Genomic DNA, 19,035 nt, shown 5'->3' with positions numbered 1-19,035 from the left:
CCTTACGCGCTCTTGTGCGCGACGAAGTCGATCTCCACGAGGATGTTCATCAGCTCGGAGCCGACCGTGGTCCTGACGGGGTACGGCTGGGTGAAGTACGACTTGTAGACCTCGTTGTAGGCCGGGAAGTCGCGCTGCAGGTGCTGCAGGTGGACGGTCGACTTGATCACGTCGTCGAAGCCGAGGCCGTGGGCGGCCAGGACCGCGCCGAGGTTCTTCATGGTCTGGTGCGTCTGGGTCTCGATGTCGTCGCCGACGATCTCGCCGGTCTCCGGGTCGAGCGGGCCCATGCCGGAGGTGTAGACGAAGTCGCCGACCACGAGGCCCTGCGAGTAGGCGCCGACGGGAGCGGCGCCTTCGGTGGTCCTGAGTTCCTTCTTCACCGGATCTCCCTAGAAGTGGGTGTTGACGGTGCCGACGACGGTGTAGTCGTCGTCGACGAGCGGGAGCACGCGCCACTTGTCGAAGGCGGTGCAGGGGTGGGAGATGCCGAACGCGACCAGTTCGCCCACCTTCAGCGCGCCCTGGACGACGGTGTGCTGGTCCTGCATCTTCACCACGGTCAGGTCCGGTCTGCGCGGGACGGGCAGGCCTTCGTCGTAGGGGGCGTCGCGCTTGCCCATGCCGATGATCGCCAGGTCGGGTTCGGGGGTGGACAGCACGTGCGCCCAGATCTCGAAGGCCGGCTCCAGGCTGCCCTCGACGCGGTTGAAGGGGGTGCGCTCGCGGTAGTAGCCGTCGTCGTGGGTGACGTAGGCGCCCGCCCGCAGGACGATCGCGGTCTGGGCGGTGACGAGCTCGCGGCCGATCACGTCGAACCACTGGCTGCCGCCGACGCTGAGCATCGGCGCCCTGAGGTATTCGACGGCGTTCTGCAGGATCGCCAGATACTTCCTGACCTCGTCGGCGGTCTTCAGCGCCCCCTCGTACCCGGCCACGCCCGCGAGCTCGACGCCGTCGGTCGCGCGCACGTAGGCGGCCAGGTCGAGCAGGTCGTCGAGCTTCCTGCAGCCGGCCCGGCCGCCGTGGTGCCCCATCTCGACCAGCACCTGGAAGGGGCGCGTGCCTGCGTGCCCGGCCAGCAGGTCCACCCCTGCCCGGGAGTCGACGAAGCTCACGAACTCGAAGGAGGGGTCGGCGTCCAGCTCGGCGGCGGCCCAGGACAGCCCCGCGGGGTCGACGACCTGGTTGGCGACCATGATCCGGGACACGCCGAAGCCGCGCACGGTCATCGCCTGGCTGGGGGTGGCGACCGTCAGGCCCCACGCGCCGGCGTCGAGCTGCATGCGGGCGATCTCGGGTGACATGTGGGTCTTCGCGTGGGGCGCGAACAACATGCCGTGGTCGCGGGTGAAGGCGGCCATGGTGGCGACGTTGTGTTCGAGGGCGGCGCGCTTGACGACCATCAGCGGGAAGGTGAACGCCCCGCCGAACACGCCTTCCCCCAGGCACTCCGACCGAATCCCTTTCATCGCCCAGACCCTATCCCGCCTCTCGGCGTGATCTTCATTCGGTACGGCAAGCCGTTCCACGCGCCTCCGTGGTCACCGGCGCGGGTCTGTCGAAGGGACGCTCCTCGGGCGCGCATGGCCGGGCGCCGCAACGGCGCACCTGAACCCGACACCGTCCCCCGGGCCGCGGCCGTACGCGAAAGTCACGCGGTGGGGCGTAGGGCGCGGCCTGGGGTGTGGCCGGTCAGGGCGCCGTGCGAGAGCACCCGCGTCCCGGAGACCAGCACCTCCGAGATCCCCGTCGCCGGAGTCCGCGGTGCGGCGTACGTCGCCAGGTCCGCCACCGTCGCCGGGTCGACCACGACCACGTCGGCCACCATCCCTGGCCGCAGCAGCCCCCTGTCCAGCAGCCCGAACCGGCGCGCCGGATGCGCCGCCAGGTGCACCGCGGCCTGCTCCCACGTCCAGTCGCCCAGCTCTCTCACGTGCACGCCGAGGAAGCGGGCGAACGCCCCCCAGCCGCGCGGGTGCGGGTGCCCGCCCACGTAGATCCCGTCGGAGCCGCCGGTGTGCGCGGGGTGGCGCAGCATCCGCCGTACCGACTCCTCCCCCTCGGGCCCCTCGTCGGGCCTGGCCACCACGCAGCCCGCCTCGAGGCGCGTGTCGACCAGCAGCCTGCGGCAGAACTCCGCGGGCGCGACCCCCTTGCGGCCGGCCGCCTCCACGATGGTCAGCCCCTCGGCCCACTCCTCGCCGGGCGCGTGCGACACCGTCAGCCGCGGCCACAGGCCGTCGAGCGTCGGCCACCAGTCCGCGAGCGAGGACGATTCGAGCACGTCGAGCGCCCTGTCCACCTCGGCGGCCGGCACCTGGGGCGGCAGCACGATCATCGCGAGGATCGTGCTGCCGCGCAGGTAGGGGTAGGTGTCGAAGGTGAGGTCGACCTCGCGGTCGAGCGCGCCCTGCACGAGCGGCAGCAGCACGTCGGCGGGGCCGTGCAGGTGGGAGACGTGCACCGGCGCGCCCGATGCTCCGGCGATCTCGACCACCTCGGCCATGCCGACGCCTGCGCCCGCGCCGTAGGCGCGCATGTGGGTGACGTATGGCAGCGCGCCCAGCGGACGGCAGAGCGCGGCGAGCTCGGCGGAGGAGGCGTTGCGGCCCGGCAGGTACTCCAGGCCGCTCGACAGCCCGACCGCGCCCTCGGCGAGCCCGCGTTCGACGTGGGCGAGCATCCGGGCGAGCTGCTCGGGTGACGGCTCGCCAGGGGCGGCGCCCATCACGTCGTAGCGGATGGTGCCGTGCGGCAGCAGGTAGGCGGTGTTGAGCGCGGTCGCCCTGTCGTATCCGGCCAGCAGGTCGGCCACGCTCGCCGCGCCATCGGGAAAGTCGTCGAGAAAGGGGTGCACCCCGTTGACGGCGGCGAAGTAGCGGGTGGCGTAGCCGACGGTGGCGGCCGAGCCCGGCGCGTAGGACAGGCCGTCCTGGCCGAGGACGAACGTCGTCACCCCCTGACGCAGCGCCGCCAGCTGCACCTGGGGGTCGAAGACGAGCGCGTCACCGTGAGCGTGGCAGTCGACGAACCCGGGCATGACCAGGCGGCCCGTCGCGTCGATCACCTGGCCTGCCGTGGCCGGGTCGAGCCGCCCGACGGCGGTGATCCGCTCGCCGGTGATCCCGATGTCCGCCCTGAAAGCCGGAGCGCCGGTGCCGTCGAGCACCCGCCCGCCACTGATGACCACGTCGAACGTCACACGAAGATTCAACCATTACTCTGATTTGCTGCTTTTCTCGCGCCGCGTTTCCCGGAAGAAATGCGGCTCCCTTTACTCAAGGGGTTTCACGCGAGCGCGGGGCGCAGGTCGTGTTCTGCACGACCGGGTGCTCGGCCAGCAGGGCGCGGGCCTCGGCCCTGGCGAGGTTCCAGCCGTTCCACGGGTCGGGCTCGTCCAGGCCGTTGGCGCGGATGACGTCGGCCAGGACGCAGCTGCGCAACGGCTCGGGGAGCCGGTCCAGCTCGGGGACGGCCTCCGCGCCGAGGTCGCCGACGTAGTCCTGGTCGATGCGCTCCACTCCCCTGATGTCGACCTGGGTCCTGGCGACCTGGAGGTCGGGGTTCCAGACGGCGAACGTCAGCAGGCCGACCCCGGTGATCAGGACGAGGGTCCTCGGCAGCCACGCCGAGCCGCGGCCCGCCAGCCGTACGGCACCGGCCACGAGGACGACCGCGAACACCGCGCCGAGCCACCAGATCGTCGCCGCGACCGAGGCGCGCAGCCGCGACAGACCGTAGGCGTCGGTGTACAGGTCGAGGCGGTGCAGCGCGGAGACCAGGATGACCATCGTGAACGCGCACAGCACGCCCAGCAGCATCGCCAGCGCCACGCGGTCGCCGCGCTCGGTCCGCACCACGCTGCCGGCCACGGCGACGATCGCGAGCACGAAGACGCTGACGACCATGAGCTGGAAGAAGCCCTGGCGGGCGTAGTCGGCGTAGGTCAGGCCCGTGGTGCGCAGCAGCCAGGCGTTGCTGCCGAACAGCGCGGTGACCTGGACGGCGACGAACGCGGCGAACAGCAGGTTGAGCCCGGTGAGTGGCACCACCCACAGGCTGCGGTTCAGCCTGATCCTGAACGAGGGGCTGACCGGGTCTGCGACCGGGCGCATCGCCACAAGGACGGCGGCGGCCATCAGCACGGCGAACACCGCGAAGACGAACACGCGCAACGGCAGCGTGTCCGCCCACTCGGGCGCGACGAACAGCCGGTTGAGGAAGGAGGCGAAGACCTTGTCGGCCGAGGCGAACAGCAGGCCGAAGACGACCAGCAGGACGGCGGTGATGCCGAGCCCCGCCACCAGCGGCAGGATGCGCCGCCGTACGGTCAGCGTCTTCAGCGGGCCCGCGAGGAACCACGGCACGGGGAAGACGGCCAACGCCACCGAGATGCCGCCCCTGATCAGCGCCAGCCAGCCGCGGCCAGGCCCTGAGACGGCGATCGCGCCGAGCCCGAAGGCGGCCGCCAGCAGCGGCAGGACCAGCCAGTCGGCGTCCCTGACGGCGACCATCGAGACGAGCGCGTAGGCGATGAGCCCGAAGGCGGCGGTCCACGGGGTGAGCCTGCGCAGGACGGCGGGCAGCGCGGCCGCGCCGAGCACGAGCGCGACCAGCGCGATGCCCAGCCCCGCCCTGGCGTACGGCAGCGCGACGGCGGCGAACACGCCCACCCCCGCCGCGGCGGGCAGCAGCCAGCGCGGCGTGTCGGGAAGCTCGGGCCGGGGGAAGAGCGGCGGCGGCACATAAGGCGGCGCCGGGGGCCTCGGCCCCTGCGGCTGCAGCCCGTGCGGCGGCGGCCCCTGTGGCGGCGGCGCCTGCGGCGGTGGGCCAGCCGCCGGGGCGCCTTCCACCGCAGGACCGGCGGGAGCGGCCCCCGGGTGCGCAGGCGGCTGGTGGTTCATCGCGGGGTACGGCGGCGCCTGCCCCCTGGCCGACCCGATCGCCGAGCCGACGGCCGCCCCCGTCGCGCTGACCACCATCATCACCAGGATGGCCGCGATGGTCCCGAAGACCATGCCGATGAAGACCGCCAGGAACAGGCCGATGAGGACGCCGCCTCCCAGGCCGACCACGGTCCACAGCATGATGCCCCCCACCCCGCCCGCCGGTCTGGGCGGCGGCGGCTGCGCAGGGACCGGGACCGGCCAGGTCACGGGTTCCACCGGCTCCTTCACCTCGGCGGCCTCCTGTGCCGGGGCGGGCTCGCTCTCCTGGACGTCGGCCGCGTGGCCGATTTCCGGTTCCTGGACGTCCTCGGTCGCGCGGGTGATCCCCAGTCGCGCCATGTCGGGTTCCACTGTGATCCTCTCTGGAAGGTCGACGACCATGCGGCACCCCGCGCCGTCGTCGATGCGGATGGATCCTCCGTGCAGTTCGACGATCTCCTGCACGATCGCCAGGCCGAGCCCCGAGCCGCCCGCGTCGGCCGCCCTCGCCGTGTCGAGCCTGGAGAAGCGCTCGAACACCCTGGTCCGCGCCGCCTCCGGAATCCCCGGACCCCGGTCGGCCACCAGGAGCCGCACCCCTGAGCCGTGGCCGTGCGCCGACAGCGTGACCAGGCCCGAGGGCGGGCTGTGCCGTACCGCGTTGTCGAGGAGGTTGGCCAGCACCTGCGCCAGCAGGTCGGGGTCGGCCCGCGCCACCAGGCCGGGCGCGCAGACTGGCCTGATCGTGACGTCGTCGCGCGCCATCGCGGCCTCGCGGGCCGCCTGGTCGAGCAGGGGCTCCAGCGCGACCGGCTCGGCCTCCAGCAGGCGCACGCCCGAGTCGAGCCGTGACAGGTCGAGGAGCTGGGCGACCAGGCGACCCAGCCGTTCGGTCGCGGCCAGCGCCGTGCCCATCGTGACGGGGTCGGCGGCCGAGACGCCGTCGACCACGTTCTCCAGGACCGCGCGCAGGCCCGTGATCGGCGTGCGCAGCTCGTGGGAGACGTTGGCGACCAGCTCCCGCCGCTGCCTGTCGACCTCGCCGAGGTCGGCGGCCATCGCGTTGAACGCCCTGGCCAGCTCGCCCACCTCGTCCCGCGAGGTGGCACGGACGCGCAGCGTGTAGTGGCCCTTGGCGATCGTCTGGGCCGCGGAGGCGAGCTGACGCAGCGGCTTGGTCATGCCGTGCGCGAGCACCTGCACCATGATCAGCGCGAGGATGCTGGCGACGGCGATCCTGACCTCGCGGGAGGCGCCCGCGTTCAGCCCGACCTCGTTGACCACGAACGCCGTGCCCACCGCCAGGACGATGACGATGCCCAGCTTCACCTTGATGCGGCCGAGGAAGTCGAGGGGCCTCATCGGCGTACCAGGGCGTAGCCGACGCCGTGGACGGTGCGCACGACGTCGGAGCCGAGCTTGCGCCGCAGGGCGCGCACGTGGCTGTCGACGGTCCTGGTGGCGGCCGCCTCGGAGAAGCCCCAGACGTCCGAGAGCAGCCGGTCGCGCTCGAAGACCTGCCCGGGACGCTCGGCCAGCCGGCGCAGCAGGTCGAACTCCGTGCGGGTGAGCTGCGCCTCCGTGCCGCGCACGAACACCCTGCGGGCCGCGGTGTCGATCTCCACCTCGCCCACCCTGATCACGGTGTCCTCGATCGCCAGCTGGGCGGCCCGCTCGACCCTGCGCAGCAGCGCGTGGATCCTGGCCACCAGCTCGCGCATGCTGAACGGCTTGGCGAGGTAGTCGTCGGCGCCCACGCCGAGGCCGACGAGCACGTCGGTCTCCTCGCCGAGTGCGGTCAGCATGAGCACCGGCACCGGCCGCGCGGCCTGCATCCTGCGGCACACCTCCAGGCCGTCCAGTCCCGGCAGCAGCCGGTCGAGGATCACCAGGTCGGGTTCCGCTCTGCCGTACGCGGTGAGTGCCGCCTCGCCGTCGCTCGCGACGCGCACGTCGAAGCCCTCCGCGGCCAGCCGGTTGCGTACGGCCAGCGCGATCGTCTCGTCATCCTCGACCACGAGGATGCGTCGCTGGTCTGCCACGGACAGCAGCGTAGAAGGGACGTGTGCAGACGACACTCCCCAAGATGTGCACATCCCGTGCAGACTTGTCGGTCGTGGACATCACCGCTTATCTGCGCAGGCTCGGACTGGAGAGCGCCCCTCCCACCCTGGACAGTCTTCGCGCGCTGCACGCCGCGCACGTGGAGCGCGTGCCGTACGAGGTGCTGGAGATCTGGCTCGACCGGCCGACCACGATCGATCCGGCCGAGTCGGCGGCGCGGATCCTGAGCGGGCGCGGCGGCTACTGCTACCACCTCAACGGCGCGCTGTCCGCGCTGCTCACCGCGCTCGGCTACGAGGTGACCAGGCACGTCGGCGGCGTGCAGAACCACGGCGCCGAGCCCGGCGTCACCGGCAACCATCTGGTGCTGACCGTGCGGCTGCCCTCCTCAGAGGGTCCTGAGGAGTGGCTGGTGGACGCGGGGCTCGGCGACGCGCTGCACGAACCGCTACCGCTGGCCGAGGGCCGCTACCGGCAGGGCCCCTTCGAGTACGGCATGCGGCCCTCGGAGGTCGCGCCGGGCGGATGGCGCTTCGACCACGATCCTCGCGGTTCGTTCGCGGGCATGGACTTCGGCATGAAGCCGGCGGAGATGGCGGAGTTCGAGGCGATGCACGAGCACCTGTCCACCTCGCCGACCTCGGGCTTCGTCAGAACGGCGACGCTCAACCGGCGGGATGCCTCAGGTGTCGACATCCTGCGCGGCCTCGTGCTGACCAGGGTCGGCGACGACACCACCTCGACGACGCTGGAGAGCGAGACCGACTACTTCGCCGCCCTGGCGGACGTCTTCGGCATCGCCCTGCCCCCCGGCGACCGATCGCTGCTCTGGGGCAGGCTGGTCACGGCTCACGAGGCCTGGATCGCCTCGGCGAGCACGTCGTCGACCGATGACGGCTTGACGCCCAGCACCTCCTCCGTCTCGGAGTAGTCCACGACGTAGGGGCGTCCGGGCTTTTCCAGCACCTCGTTCAGCGCACTCCAGAACGGGTTGGTCAGCGACAGCAGCGCGATGTCCCTGTCGGTCATCAGGTCGAGCCTGGGCGCGGCCACGCCCGCCAGCTCGGCCAGCCTGGTGGCCAGCTCGCGCACCGACAACGTCACCGTGGGCACGTGCCAGGCCTGGCCCCACACCCGCTCGTCCCTGGTCGCGGCGACCAGGGTGCGGGCGGTGTCGCCGATGGCCGAGTAGCTGTGCGGCACGTCGAGTTCCTGGGGCACGACGGCCGGCGACCCGGCCAGCACCTGCGACTGCACCATCAGGCTGAACACCGACACCGCGCCCGCGCCGTAGAACTGGGCGGCCCGGATCTCGGTCACCTGCGCGCCCGAGGCCGCGGCCTGCTCCCACATGGCCGCGCGCACCCTGCCCTTGGGGCCCTGCGCCAGCAGCGGCAGGTCCGGCCCGATCGGGCCGTCGACGAGGCCGTAGCCGTACAGGTTGCCCAGCATCACGTACGGCGTGCCGGTCCGCCCGGCCGCCTCCACCAGCGACGACGCGAGCGCGGGGAACTCCTCCACCCACCGGTGGTAGGCCGGGGCCGCGCAGTTGATCAGTGTGTCGGCGCCGTCGAGCAGCTCGACGAGCCGCCCGGTGTCGGTGGCGTCGGCCGCCACCCGCTCGATCAGCGGGTGCTCGGGGCCCGTTCCGCTGCGGCTGACCAGCCGCACCCGCTCGTCGTCGTCCGCCAGGAGCCTTGCCGTACGGGCCGCCGTCGCGCCCGCACCGGTGATCACATGAAGTTTCCGCATGCCTCCACCCTCGCGACAGGACAGGTCATGCGATAGTGGCCGGAATGCCAACCATCCGGAGGATCGGGCCATGCAGCTGACCATGCATCGGATAGCCGTCGTCATCACCCCGCCCGTGATGAGCTTCGACGTGTCGATCCCGCACATGGTCTTCGGCGACGCGGCCGGGTACGAGATCCAGGTCTGCACCGCCGTACCGGGCATGATGGCCACCATCGGCGGCCCGCGGATCCACGTCCCCGACGGCCTCGAGGTGGTCAAGGACGCCGACACGGTGATCGCCGTCGGCAGCGGCGGCGAGGAGGCCCACCCCGACACGCTCGACGCTCTCCGCGCCGCGCACGCCGCCGGGGCGCGCATCGCCTCGCTGTGCACCGGGGCGTTCGTGCTCGCGCAGGCGGGGCTGCTCGACGGGCGCGCCGCCACCACCCACTGGGGGCTGGCCGGTGACCTGGCCGCCCGGTTCCCGTCCGTCGACGTCCGCCCCGACGTCCTCTACGTCGAGGACGGCGGCGTCTTCACCTCCGCGGGCGCGGCCGCCGCCATCGACCTCTGCCTCCACCTGGTCAGGCTCGACTTCGGCGCCGCCACCGCCAACGCGGTCGCCCGCCTCGCCGTCGTCTCCCCTGTCCGGCCCGGCGGCCAGGCCCAGTTCATCGAGACCCCGCTGCCACCCGAACGCGGCACCTCCCTCGCCGACACCCGAGCGTGGGCGCTGACCATGCTCGACCGGCCCCTCACGCTCAAGGACCTCGCCGCCCACGCCAACACCAGCGTCCGCACGCTCACCCGCCGCTTCCACGCCGAGACAGGACTCAGCCCCCTGCAGTGGCTGCTCCACCAACGCCTCGACCGCGCCCGCGAGCTTCTCGAAACCACCGACCTGCCCATGGACCAGGTCGCCGCCCGCAGCGGCCTGGGCAGCGCGGACTCCCTTCGCAAGCACCTCACCGCCAGGGCCGGACTCACGCCGACCGCCTACCGGGCCGCGTTCACCCGCCGGCTGTGATGGTGGCATTTCCCGACAAACCGATATCGTGCTGTGTCGCTGCACGCGTTTGGACGGAGAGATCACCATGAACGGCCAACGCCGGCTGGCCGGACGCTATCGGCTGCTGAACCCCCTGGGCGCCGGGTCCCTCTGGCTCGCCGCCGACGACCTCATGCGCCGCGACGTCGGGATCAGAGAGGTACGGCTCCCGCCCGACCCCTCGGCCCGCAGGGAGCTGTGCGGCATGGTCGGACGCGAGGTCGGGCTCGTCACCGGACTCGGACACGCCTCCATCGAGGCCGTCCACGAGGTGATCGTCGAGGACGGCACGCCGTGGCTGGTCGTCGACCTGCCCCAGGGACGCACACTCGAACAGACGGTCCTCGAACGGCACCCGCTCCCGCCCGTCCAGGTCGCCAGGATCGGCGTGCATCTGGTGGCGGCGCTGCGGGCCGTCCACGGTGTCGGGGTCGTCCACGGCGACATCCAGCCGTCCACGATCGTGCTCACGCCGACGGGCAGGGCGGTGCTGACGGGCTTCGGCGTCGCCACCCCGTTCCGTCCCCAGGGGGTCGGGCCCGCGGCGGACCTGTGGTCGCTGGCCGCGACCCTCCACTTCGGCCTGGAGGGCCGCCCTCCCCAGCCTGGCCAGCCAATCGGCGGGGCGCTCGGTCCCCTGCTGACCGACATGCTCAACCCGGACCCGGCCGCCCGCCCGACGGCCGAGACGGTGGCCGCCGCCTTCGCCGACCTCGCAGGCACCGCGCCCCCGTCACCCGCCCTGCCACCCCCCACCCCGCCGCTTCCCGCCCCACCACCCTCCGCAGCGTCGCCCTCCGCTCCGCCGCTCTCCGCCCCGCCGCCTTCCACCGCGTCGCCTTCCACCGCCTCGCCCTCCGCGCCGCCCCCCTCTAACGCATCGCCCTCCGCCCCGCTGCCCTCCGCCCCGCTGCCCTCCGCCCTGCCGCTTTCCGCCCCTGAGCCCGCGCCTCTTTCGCCATCCCCGGACCCGGATCCCGCCACGCCCGCCTCAGACCTCTCCACCGACGACGCGCCGCCACCGTTCACCCCTGCGCACCCGGTGGCCACCCCCGCGTCGGGCCCGTGGTCGCTGCGTCCGGTCGACGAGGACGCCGAGCAGACGACAAGGGTCGAGATCGTCCAGCCGTCGCGTCCCCTGGAGAACACTCAGCGGGACCCGCTGGAGGTAACCCGCCCCGCGATGCGCCACGAGGCCCTCCAGTTCGACGCGCTGGAGGCCACCCGGCCCGCCCACCAGACCGAAACCGCCGCTCCGGGCGCCGCACCCTCCGGTCCGCAGGCGATGCCCCACGCGTTTCCCGCCGACCCCACGAGCGGCCAGGCCACACCCCAGGGTTCCGGCCCCATCGAAAGCGCACCCGAAGGTCCGGGGTTCGGCCCTATGGGACCCGAGGGAGCATCGCAGGGCCCCGGCTTCAGCCCAGCGGTACCCGAGGGCGCACCCGAAGGTCCGGGGTTCGGACCAGCGGGACCGGACGGCGCGTCCCGCGGCCCCGGCTTCGGTCCAGTGGGGCCGGAGCAGGCGTCCCAGGCAGGAGGGTCCGGCCCGATGGGAGCCGAAGGAGCACCCCAGGACCCCGGCTACGGCCCCCTTGGACCTGAGCAGGCGTCCCAGGGGGGAGGGCTCGGCCCGGCTGCGCCGCAGGGGGAGCCCGAGGGTGCGGTGTTCGACGCGATAGGGCCCGACGGTGTCCTGGGAGGTCCGGCGGCACACCCGGCGGACCCCGTGGCGGCGCCGCTTCCGGCGTGGGCGCCAGCCCCTGGAAGCCCTCCTCCGGGTCCCGGTGGCATGCCGCCCGGTCCCGGTCAGCCGTTCCCTCCCGCGGGTGCCGGGCCTGCCGCGGCACCGTCAGAAAAGCCTTCGCTGCTCCGGAGGGTGCTGCGGCGCGGTCCCAAGGACAACAAGACCGCTCCCCCGCAGCCAGCCGGATGGGGGCCGGTGCCCTCGGCCCCTCCCGTCGTAGGTGGCCCGCCTCCCGCCGACGCCCCGTGGGGCGCCTCGCAAGGACCCGTTGACCCCGCGGCCATCGGCTCCCACCCAGCCCAGGCCGCCCAGCCGGGACAGGCAGGGCCGGAGCAGCCCTCCCCTCACCCTGGCGGTGTCCCTGGCTCATGGGGTCCAGCGCCGGGGCCCGAAGGGTGGGGTCCGCAGCCCAACGCCGCACCCGGCCCATGGGGACCGCCCGGCCACACCCCCGCAGGATCGGGTCCGTCCGACGGGAACGGCACTGGCCCATGGGGACCGCCCGGCCACACCCCCGCAGGATCGGGTCTGACCGAGGGGAACGGCGCTGGACCATGGGGACCGCCCGCCCACGCCCCCGCAGGATGGGGACCTCTCGAGGGGAACGGACCTGGACCATCGGGACCGCCCGGCCACGCCCCCGCGGGATGGGGTCCGACCAACGGGAACGGACCTGGACCATGGGGTCCCCACGGCGGGAACGAACCTGGGCCATGGGGACCGCCTGGCGAGAACGGTCCCGGGCCATGGGGGCCGCCCGGCCACGCCCCCGCAGGGTGGGGGCCGCCCGGCGGGAACGGACCTGGGCAGTGGGCTCCCCCTGGCGAAAACGGACCTCCGCCGGGTGGGAATCCGGCCGAGGGGCAACCGCCTCGCGCCTCCCTGGGCTGGGGGGTCACCGACGACGCCGCCCCGCCGGTGCTCGCCGCGATGCCCGGCGAACCCGAGCCCGAGCCCGTGCCGATTGTCGAGACGACGGCTCCGTTCAGGCGGCCGACGTTCACGGGTCCGCTGGTGCTGACCGACGAGCCGCAGGGTAAGCCGAGCCGACCCGAGGCAGTCCCTGAGCAACCGCCGCGTCCCCTCGAGCACATCCTCCACGCGGCGGGCCCGCTGGCTCCCGAGGAGGCGGCCGCGGTCGGCCTGGGCGTACTCGACCTGCTGGCCCCGCTCCACGACGCGGGCCACTACCACGGCGACCTGAGGCCGGAGACCATCCTGGTGGGCGGCGGCGGGCAGGTGACGCTGGCCGATCCCGCGCCCGCGCAGGGGATGTCCCCCTACACCGCTCCCGAAGGGAACGTGGGCCCCGCCGCCGATCTGTGGTCGCTCGGCGCGACGCTGTTCACGGCCGTCGAGGGGCGCGCGCCCGCACCCGGTGCGCCGCTGACGAGGGCGGGAGTGCTCGCCCCCGTGCTGTTCCGTCTGCTGTCGGGGGCGCCCCGCCAGCGGCTCACGGCCGACGAACTGCGCCTCGACCTACAGGCGATCGCCGCGGTGCCCACCTCCCCCCAACCGTGACCCGCCCGGAACGCAAGAAACGTCCGCCGCCGACGAGGTGACCGCCAGGATGCCGTGACGATGCAGAACCACGGACGTCTCCCGAACTGGCGACCGAGGGGCGCGGTGGCGACGGAAGACGGCATCCTCTCCCAAAGGATGCGCCCGACGGGGGGTCGGGCGTCTCTCGAAGGGGCGGCGCCGAGAGGGCGCGGCGGCGTGGGGGAGACGGCGAGCGTCTCCTCGAAGGGGCGGGCCGAGGAGACGCGGTGGCGATGGGAGGCAGCGAGCCTCTCCCTGTGGGGAGCCCTGGCGGCGGGGGCGGGTGCCGCGGCGGTGGGAGGCGGTGGGGGTGTTCCGAAGGGGGCGGCCAAAGGGGCGCCGTTACGGCGGGAGGGGGCGGGCACGAGGAGCGTCCCCTGGACGGGCGGTCAGCGGTGACCGCGGAGGCGCCCTCCCGTGCGGAGCCGTACAAGAAAAAATAAGATATATCGCGGATGGAACCACTCGCCGGGCGCGGGCGTTGAATGGACGACGCAGAATGTGGAGAGGCGGGGCGCGGGCTCCGCGTTCGGAGGGATGTTGAGGATGTCGCCCGTCCAGAAGTACGCCATTGGCGCCGGTATCGCCGTCCTGCTGTCGTGGATGTTCCTGCCCGGCTGGCTCACCCTGCTCGTGGTGCTCGGCGTGGTCGCCGCGCCGGTGGTCGGCTACATGATGCTCGACCCGTCGCAGCGCGAGCGGCTCAAGAGGGCCCGCAGGCGCGGGATCGGCAACTGACGATCAACAAGAATGCAAGGGGGCCGTCAGGCGATGGCCTCCTGCACTCTGGCGGTCACCCGGCGCTCGATGTAGAACGACAGCAGGGGTACGGTGCCCGCGAGCATGACGCCCAGCATGTAACTCCAGCTCCAGCGCGCCTTCATGCCGAGGTTCATGACCGCGACCAGGTAGAGCATGTAGAGGAATCCATGGATCGGCGAGACGATCTTGGAGGGTTCCGGGATGTCGAAACCGTACCTCAGCACGATGGCCGTGCAGAGCACGAGCAGCATGGCGCCGACGATGTACGCGAGGACCCGGAAGGGCTTGAGTGCGGACTCCACGATCATCAACCTTCTAGAACGACTTCAGACGAGGGGGACTTGGAGGCGCGTACGGCGTCGCGGACGAAGTGGAACCACATGAACACCGCGAACCCCGCGAAGATCCACCAGTTGGCCGCGTAGGCCAGGTTGCGCCAGGTCAGCGTGCCGCCGGTGGACGGGGGCGGCACCTTGACGGGGGTCAGGCCGGGGGTCTGGGCGACCACGAAACCGTTGCGCACCTTCTCCCCCCGCCACAGGTTGATCAGCTCGGCCGTCGAGACCGTCTGCACCTGTCCGGCGGGCACGCCCTCGGGCCGCCGCTGGACGCTGTCGGTGTTCTGCGGCGCGCGCAGCCGCCCGCTCGCCGCCACCTGGCCGGACGGCACGGCCACGCCGGGGTCGTCCGCCTTGGCCACCCAGCCGCGCACGACCGGCATCAGCGTGCCGTCGTTCAGCGTGATCGGGGTGAGCACCCAGTAGCCCTCGTCTCTCGCGACGTTGCCGCCCGGCGCGGACACGTCGGGTCTGCGGTCGGCGACGAGCAACTGGCGTCCGGCGTCGTAGGCGCCGGAGACGGTGACGCGCCGCCCCACGGAGGCGCCGTCGATGTGGGCGCCGACCTGGCTGAGCGTTTCGACGCCGACGGGCGCGGGGTCGGAGGAGGCCGCGGGCTTGCCCGAGTCCTCGAACACACCGAGCTGCCAGCGGCCGAGCAGGATGAAGCCGACGAGAACCCCGATCGCGAGCAGGTGCAACCCGAGCATGCGGGGTGCGAGCAGGGTTCTGAGCATGCGTCCACGCTATCCGGCCTTACCGGCGGTCCGATAATCGAGTGCCCCTCACCGAGTCCGGCCAAACGGTGCAAATCCACCAGCTGATCCCGCTAGAGTGCAACGCATGTCTGACCAGCACATCGACCCCGCGGGCAACACCCAGCAGTTCCGCGCGTTCGCCCAGCGGGCCGAGCAGGAGTCGGCGGCCGCGCCCAAGCGTTCCGCGGCCCTGCCGATCATCGCGGTGGTGCTCGCCGTCGCGATCGTGGGCGTGATCGCCTACCTGCTCCTGGTCTAACGACCAGGAGGTTTCCCACCCGCCGTTCGACGAGGTCGCGGCGGGTTCTTGTCGTTCCGGGACACCGTGACGCCCGGTTCCTTCACTCTTTCGCAGGGTCACCGCCTCTGGACCTCCCACACCTGTCCAATTACATTGGACTTGTTGTCCAATAGAGCCACGCTGGGAGGTCCCGTGGAATCCAGTGACAAGCTGGGAATCGTCATCATCGGTTCGGGTTTCGCCGGGATCGGGATGGCGATCAAGTTGAAGGAGGCGGGGTTCCACGACTTCGTCATCCTGGAGAAGGCCGACGACCTCGGCGGAACCTGGCGCGACAACACCTATCCGGGCTGCGCGTGCGACGTGCCGTCCCACATGTATTCCTTCTCCTTCGAGCTCAACCCCGGCTGGTCGCGGATGTTCTCCCCGCAGGAGGAGATCCGGGAGTACATGCGGGCGTGCGTGTGGAAGTACGGCATCGACCCGCATATCCAGTACGGCAAGCAGGTGGTGAGCCTCGAATACACCGGCAGGGAATGGGAGATCGTCACCTCGGACGGCCACACGATGCGGGCCAACGCGGTGATCTCCGCCGTCGGCGCCCTCCATGTCCCGAAATTTCCGGAGTTTGGGGGTGAGTTCGCGGGGCCCGCCTTCCACTCCGCCGAGTGGGACCACAGCGTCGATCTCAAGGGCAAGCGCGTGGCCGTCATCGGCACCGGCGCCTCCGCCATCCAGTTCGTCCCCCGGCTCGCCGCCGAGGCAGCCGCCCAGCTCACCGTCTTCCAGCGCACGCCCCCGTGGATCCACCCCAAGCCCGACTTCGCCATCCCCGACCGGATGCAGCGGCTGCTCAAGCTGCCGGGCGCCGCCCGCGCCATGCGCAACGGCATCTACTGGGCACTGGAGAGCAGGGCGCTCGGCTTCGCCGTCGACCCCAGGCTGATGGCCGTCCACGAGCGCCTGGCCGTACGGCACCTCGAACGGCAGGTCCCCGACCCCGAGCTGCGCCGCAAGCTCACCCCCGACTACACCATCGGCTGCAAGCGCATCCTCATCTCCAGCGACTACTATCCCGCGCTGAGCAGGCCGAACGTCTCCCTGGTCACCGACGCCATCGCCGAGCTGCGCGGCCACGCGGTGGTCGACGTCACCGGCAGGGAGCACGCGGCCGACGTCGTCGTCTACGGCACCGGCTTCAAGGTGACCGACGCGCTGCAGGAGCAGCGGATCGTCGGCCGGGACGGCGTCAAGATCCAGGACGCGTGGCAGGACGGCATCGAGGCCTACTACGGCATCACGACCTCGGGCTTCCCCAACCTGTTCTTCCTGCTCGGGCCCAACACGGGGCTCGGCCACAACTCGGTGGTCTTCATGATCGAGTCGCAGGTCAGGTACGTCATGGACTGCCTGCGCCTGCTGTCCAGGACGCAGGCCAGGGCGATCGACGTCAGGCCCGAGCGGCAGCGGGCCTTCAACGAGCGGCTGCAGGAACGCCTCAACCGCCTCGTGTGGACCGAGGGCGGCTGCCGGTCCTGGTATCTGGACGAGCACGGAGTCAACCGGACGACCTGGCCGGGCTTCACCTTCGAGTACTGGGCGCGCACCAGGAGGATGAAGCCCGACGCCTTCGAGCTGATCTACTAGCTAGCAGTGGCGGGCGGGGGCGAGGCGGTCCATCCGGTGGCCGAAGCGCCGGTAGTAGTTGGGGCTGTAGTCGCCCTCCCCCGCCCTGCGCCGCTCGGTCCAGCTCCACTCGGAGTCGGCCGTGTCGACGAAGCAGACCTCGACGTCGGCCACGAACGAGCCCACCCGGTCGGCGTGCTCGGCGCCGATGTGGACGTTGCCGTCGGCCACCCGCCAGGTGAAGACCTCACCGGTGTAGTCGGCTCCCGTCCACAGGCACACGTCCGCCCGGCACGAGGGCCGCGCGGCGGCCTCGGCCGGTGGCCCCGGCAGGGCCAGGGCACCGGCGAGGAGGGCGGAAACGGTCAGCAGGCGCATGGGGGGTTCCTCCCGTGAGGAGATGCGAACCCCAGCACATTACGTCATCGGCCGATCACGATGTGCTACGAACCACCATCGCGCTGCCGCCGCCCCGCCGTACGGGCTCGGCCACGGCCTGGATCTTCCCCCTTCCGGTGAACTCCAGTGCGGTCGCCGCGCCGATCTCCGGGTTCAGCGTGAAGGTGTGACCCTTGGCCTCGAGCTCGGCCCGGTAGCGGTCGAGGAAGCCCTGCTCCGCCTGGGTCTGCGCGGTGTTGCGCTGGGTGGCCCGCGGCGCGGCGAGCGCGTCGGGCAGGTTCATGCCGAACTCGTAGCGGTTGAGGATGATCTGCAGCACGGTCGTGATGATCGTCGAGCCGCCGGGCGAGCCGACCGCCAGCACCGGCCTGCCCTCGTCGAGCACGATCGTCGGGGCCATCGACGAGCGGGGGCGCTTGCCGGGCGCGGGCAGGTTCGGGTCGCCGGGGGCGGGGCCGAAGCTGAAGTCGGTCAGCTCGTTGTTGAGCAGGACCCCGCGTCCCGGCACCACGATGCCGTTGCCGCCGGTCGACTCGATGGTGAGGTTGTAGGCGACGACGTTGCCCCACCGGTCGGCGACGACCAGGTGGGTGGTCTCCGGGCCTTCCTCCGCGGGCGGGGTGCCGGCCTCGTCGAGCGGCTCGCCACAGCCGGTGTAGGTGCCATCGGGCGTGCCGGGGGCGGCCGGGTGAGCCATCGCGCGCTCACCCACCAGGCAGGAGCGCTCCTTGGCGAAGCCGTCGCTGAGCAGTTCGGCCAGCGGGACGTTCGGGATGTCGCCGACGTACTTGCCGCGGTCGGCGAACGACAGCCTCGACGCCTCCAGGTACTCGTGGAGGCCGACGCTGGGCAGCACCTTCAGGATGTTGAGGGCCTCACCGACGGTCGAGCCGCCCGAGGAGGGGATCGCCATGCCGTACACCTGCATGCCGTTGTAGTCGACGCGCGTCGGCTCCCGCATCAGTGCCCGGTAGGAGGCCAGGTCGGCGACCTCCATCAGGCCGGGACGCACCTTGCGGGTCGCGCCGGGAGTGATCGGCGGGTTCTTGACGGTCCTGACGATCTCCTGGCCGAGCCGCCCGCCGTACAGCCATTCGGGGCCGCGCCTGCCCAGCTCGCGGTAGGTGTGGGCGAGCTCGGGGTTCTTGAACACCGACCCGACGGGCGGCGGCGCGCCGTTCGGCAGGTAGAGCTTGGCGGTGGAGGCGATGTCCTTGAACCTGGCGGCGTTGGCGGCGGTCTGGTCGTGGAAGGTCTGGTCGACGACGAAGCCCTCGGACGCCACCTCGATCGCGGGCTTCAACGCCTGACGCAAGCTGATCGTGCCGAACCTGCGCAGCGCCAGATCCCACTGCGCGACCGCGCCCGGCACGCCCGCCGACAGGCCGCTGGTGACGGCCTCCTCGAACGGGATGCCCTCCAGCGAGGTCGACGTCATCGCGGCGGGCGCCGCCTCGCGCCCGTCGATCGAGTAGACCCTGCCCCGTCTGGCGTCGTAGTAGACCATGAACCCGCCGCCGGCCAGGCCCGCGGAGTACGGTTCGGTCACGCCGAGCACGGCGCCCGCCGCCACCGCGGCGTCCATCGCGTTGCCGCCCTTCTTCAGTACGGCTATCGCGGCCTTGCTGGCCTCGAGGTCGACGGTTGCCACGGCCCCGCCGTAGCCCTCGGCGACGGGCTGCTTCTGCCCGGGCGGCGGCTTGTGATCGGCCGGCCCGGCGATGGCGGGCGCCGGCTCGTGATCGGCCGGCCGCGCGACTGCGGGCGCGGCGACGAGGAAGGGGGTGACGGCGACGAGTGCGAGGATGTGTCGGCGCATGATCCCAACAATGGACCAGGTACGCC

General features: G+C 72.1%; 16 protein-coding genes. 6 read left to right on the top strand and 10 right to left on the bottom strand.

Annotated features, from left to right (window positions below; translation table 11 throughout):
- Window positions 1–2: 2 nt before the first annotated feature.
- The 5 genes from ACFXJ8_RS31445 to ACFXJ8_RS31425 all read right to left on the bottom strand — a co-directional run bounded on the left by ACFXJ8_RS31445 (window position 3) and on the right by ACFXJ8_RS31425 (window position 6,973).
- Window positions 3–383 (bottom strand): RidA family protein, encoded by a 381-nt coding sequence (locus ACFXJ8_RS31445; protein ID WP_379647605.1) that lies wholly within the window; start codon window positions 381–383, stop codon window positions 3–5.
- 9 nt (window positions 384–392) lie between these two features.
- Window positions 393–1,472: an alanine racemase gene (locus ACFXJ8_RS31440; RefSeq protein ID WP_379647604.1), complete on the bottom strand. Its 1,080-nt coding sequence runs from the start codon at window positions 1,470–1,472 to the stop codon at window positions 393–395.
- A 182-nt stretch (window positions 1,473–1,654) separates the two neighbouring features.
- On the bottom strand, window positions 1,655–3,205 hold the full coding sequence (locus ACFXJ8_RS31435; protein WP_379647603.1) for an amidohydrolase family protein: 1,551 nt from the start codon (window positions 3,203–3,205) through the stop codon (window positions 1,655–1,657).
- A gap of 76 nt (window positions 3,206–3,281) precedes the next feature.
- Window positions 3,282–6,293 carry a DUF4153 domain-containing protein gene (locus ACFXJ8_RS31430; RefSeq protein ID WP_379647602.1) on the bottom strand — a complete coding sequence of 1,004 codons (3,012 nt, stop codon included), beginning with the start codon at window positions 6,291–6,293 and terminating at the stop codon, window positions 3,282–3,284.
- Window positions 6,290–6,973 (bottom strand): response regulator transcription factor, encoded by a 684-nt coding sequence (locus ACFXJ8_RS31425; protein ID WP_379647601.1) that lies wholly within the window; start codon window positions 6,971–6,973, stop codon window positions 6,290–6,292. Before ACFXJ8_RS31425 ends, ACFXJ8_RS31430 begins: the two co-directional genes overlap by 4 nt.
- Window positions 6,974–7,047: 74 nt before the next feature.
- On the opposite strand from ACFXJ8_RS31425, the gene ACFXJ8_RS31420 reads away from it, so the two are divergent.
- Entirely contained in the window at window positions 7,048–7,926 is an 879-nt protein-coding gene (locus ACFXJ8_RS31420) for an arylamine N-acetyltransferase (protein WP_379647600.1), read from the top strand.
- Here the strand turns inward: ACFXJ8_RS31420 and ACFXJ8_RS31415 are convergent.
- Window positions 7,845–8,747, bottom strand: coding sequence for an NAD-dependent epimerase (locus ACFXJ8_RS31415; RefSeq protein WP_379647599.1), 903 nt, complete (start codon window positions 8,745–8,747; stop codon window positions 7,845–7,847). The genes ACFXJ8_RS31420 and ACFXJ8_RS31415 overlap by 82 nt on opposite strands.
- Before the next feature lie 70 nt (window positions 8,748–8,817).
- Here ACFXJ8_RS31415 and ACFXJ8_RS31410 point away from each other — a divergent pair, with 70 nt between their 5' ends.
- The 3 genes from ACFXJ8_RS31410 (at window position 8,818) to ACFXJ8_RS31400 (ending at window position 13,804) form a co-directional block, all read left to right on the top strand.
- Window positions 8,818–9,756 carry a GlxA family transcriptional regulator gene (locus ACFXJ8_RS31410; RefSeq protein ID WP_379647598.1) on the top strand — a complete coding sequence of 313 codons (939 nt, stop codon included), beginning with the start codon at window positions 8,818–8,820 and terminating at the stop codon, window positions 9,754–9,756.
- Between the two features lie 67 nt (window positions 9,757–9,823).
- A complete protein-coding gene (locus ACFXJ8_RS31405; RefSeq protein ID WP_379647597.1) occupies window positions 9,824–13,045 on the top strand; it encodes a hypothetical protein in 3,222 nt (1,073 codons plus the stop codon).
- Window positions 13,046–13,612: 567 nt separating this feature from the next.
- Window positions 13,613–13,804 carry a hypothetical protein gene (locus ACFXJ8_RS31400; RefSeq protein ID WP_379647596.1) on the top strand — a complete coding sequence of 64 codons (192 nt, stop codon included), beginning with the start codon at window positions 13,613–13,615 and terminating at the stop codon, window positions 13,802–13,804.
- 26 nt (window positions 13,805–13,830) lie between these two features.
- On the opposite strand, the gene ACFXJ8_RS31395 is transcribed toward ACFXJ8_RS31400, so the two are convergent.
- Together ACFXJ8_RS31395 and ACFXJ8_RS31390 are read right to left on the bottom strand one after the other, a co-directional pair.
- Entirely contained in the window at window positions 13,831–14,130 is a 300-nt protein-coding gene (locus ACFXJ8_RS31395) for a DUF3817 domain-containing protein (protein WP_379647595.1), read from the bottom strand.
- A 5-nt stretch (window positions 14,131–14,135) separates the two neighbouring features.
- The gene (locus ACFXJ8_RS31390; protein WP_379647594.1) at window positions 14,136–14,903 is read right to left on the bottom strand and encodes an SURF1 family protein; all 768 of its coding nucleotides are present in this window, start codon (window positions 14,901–14,903) and stop codon (window positions 14,136–14,138) included.
- 106 nt (window positions 14,904–15,009) lie between these two features.
- Between ACFXJ8_RS31390 and ACFXJ8_RS31385 the strand changes: the two genes are divergently transcribed.
- Together ACFXJ8_RS31385 and ACFXJ8_RS31380 are read left to right on the top strand one after the other, a co-directional pair.
- Complete coding sequence (locus ACFXJ8_RS31385; protein ID WP_379647593.1) at window positions 15,010–15,183, top strand: hypothetical protein; 174 nt, start codon at window positions 15,010–15,012, stop codon at window positions 15,181–15,183.
- Between the two features lie 234 nt (window positions 15,184–15,417).
- Window positions 15,418–16,812 carry a flavin-containing monooxygenase gene (locus ACFXJ8_RS31380; protein WP_379647619.1) on the top strand — a complete coding sequence of 465 codons (1,395 nt, stop codon included), beginning with the start codon at window positions 15,418–15,420 and terminating at the stop codon, window positions 16,810–16,812.
- On the opposite strand, the gene ACFXJ8_RS31375 is transcribed toward ACFXJ8_RS31380, so the two are convergent.
- Window positions 16,813–17,169: a peptidase inhibitor family I36 protein gene (locus tag ACFXJ8_RS31375; RefSeq protein WP_379647592.1), complete on the bottom strand. Its 357-nt coding sequence runs from the start codon at window positions 17,167–17,169 to the stop codon at window positions 16,813–16,815.
- A 55-nt stretch (window positions 17,170–17,224) separates the two neighbouring features.
- Window positions 17,225–19,009: a gamma-glutamyltransferase gene (gene ggt / locus ACFXJ8_RS31370; protein ID WP_379647591.1), complete on the bottom strand. Its 1,785-nt coding sequence runs from the start codon at window positions 19,007–19,009 to the stop codon at window positions 17,225–17,227.
- Window positions 19,010–19,035: the final 26 nt, after the last annotated feature.

The organism is Nonomuraea sp. NPDC059194 (assembly GCF_042754765.1).
Lineage (GTDB): Bacteria > Actinomycetota > Actinomycetes > Streptosporangiales > Streptosporangiaceae > Nonomuraea.
This window is presented reverse-complemented; position numbering and strand designations above follow the sequence as displayed.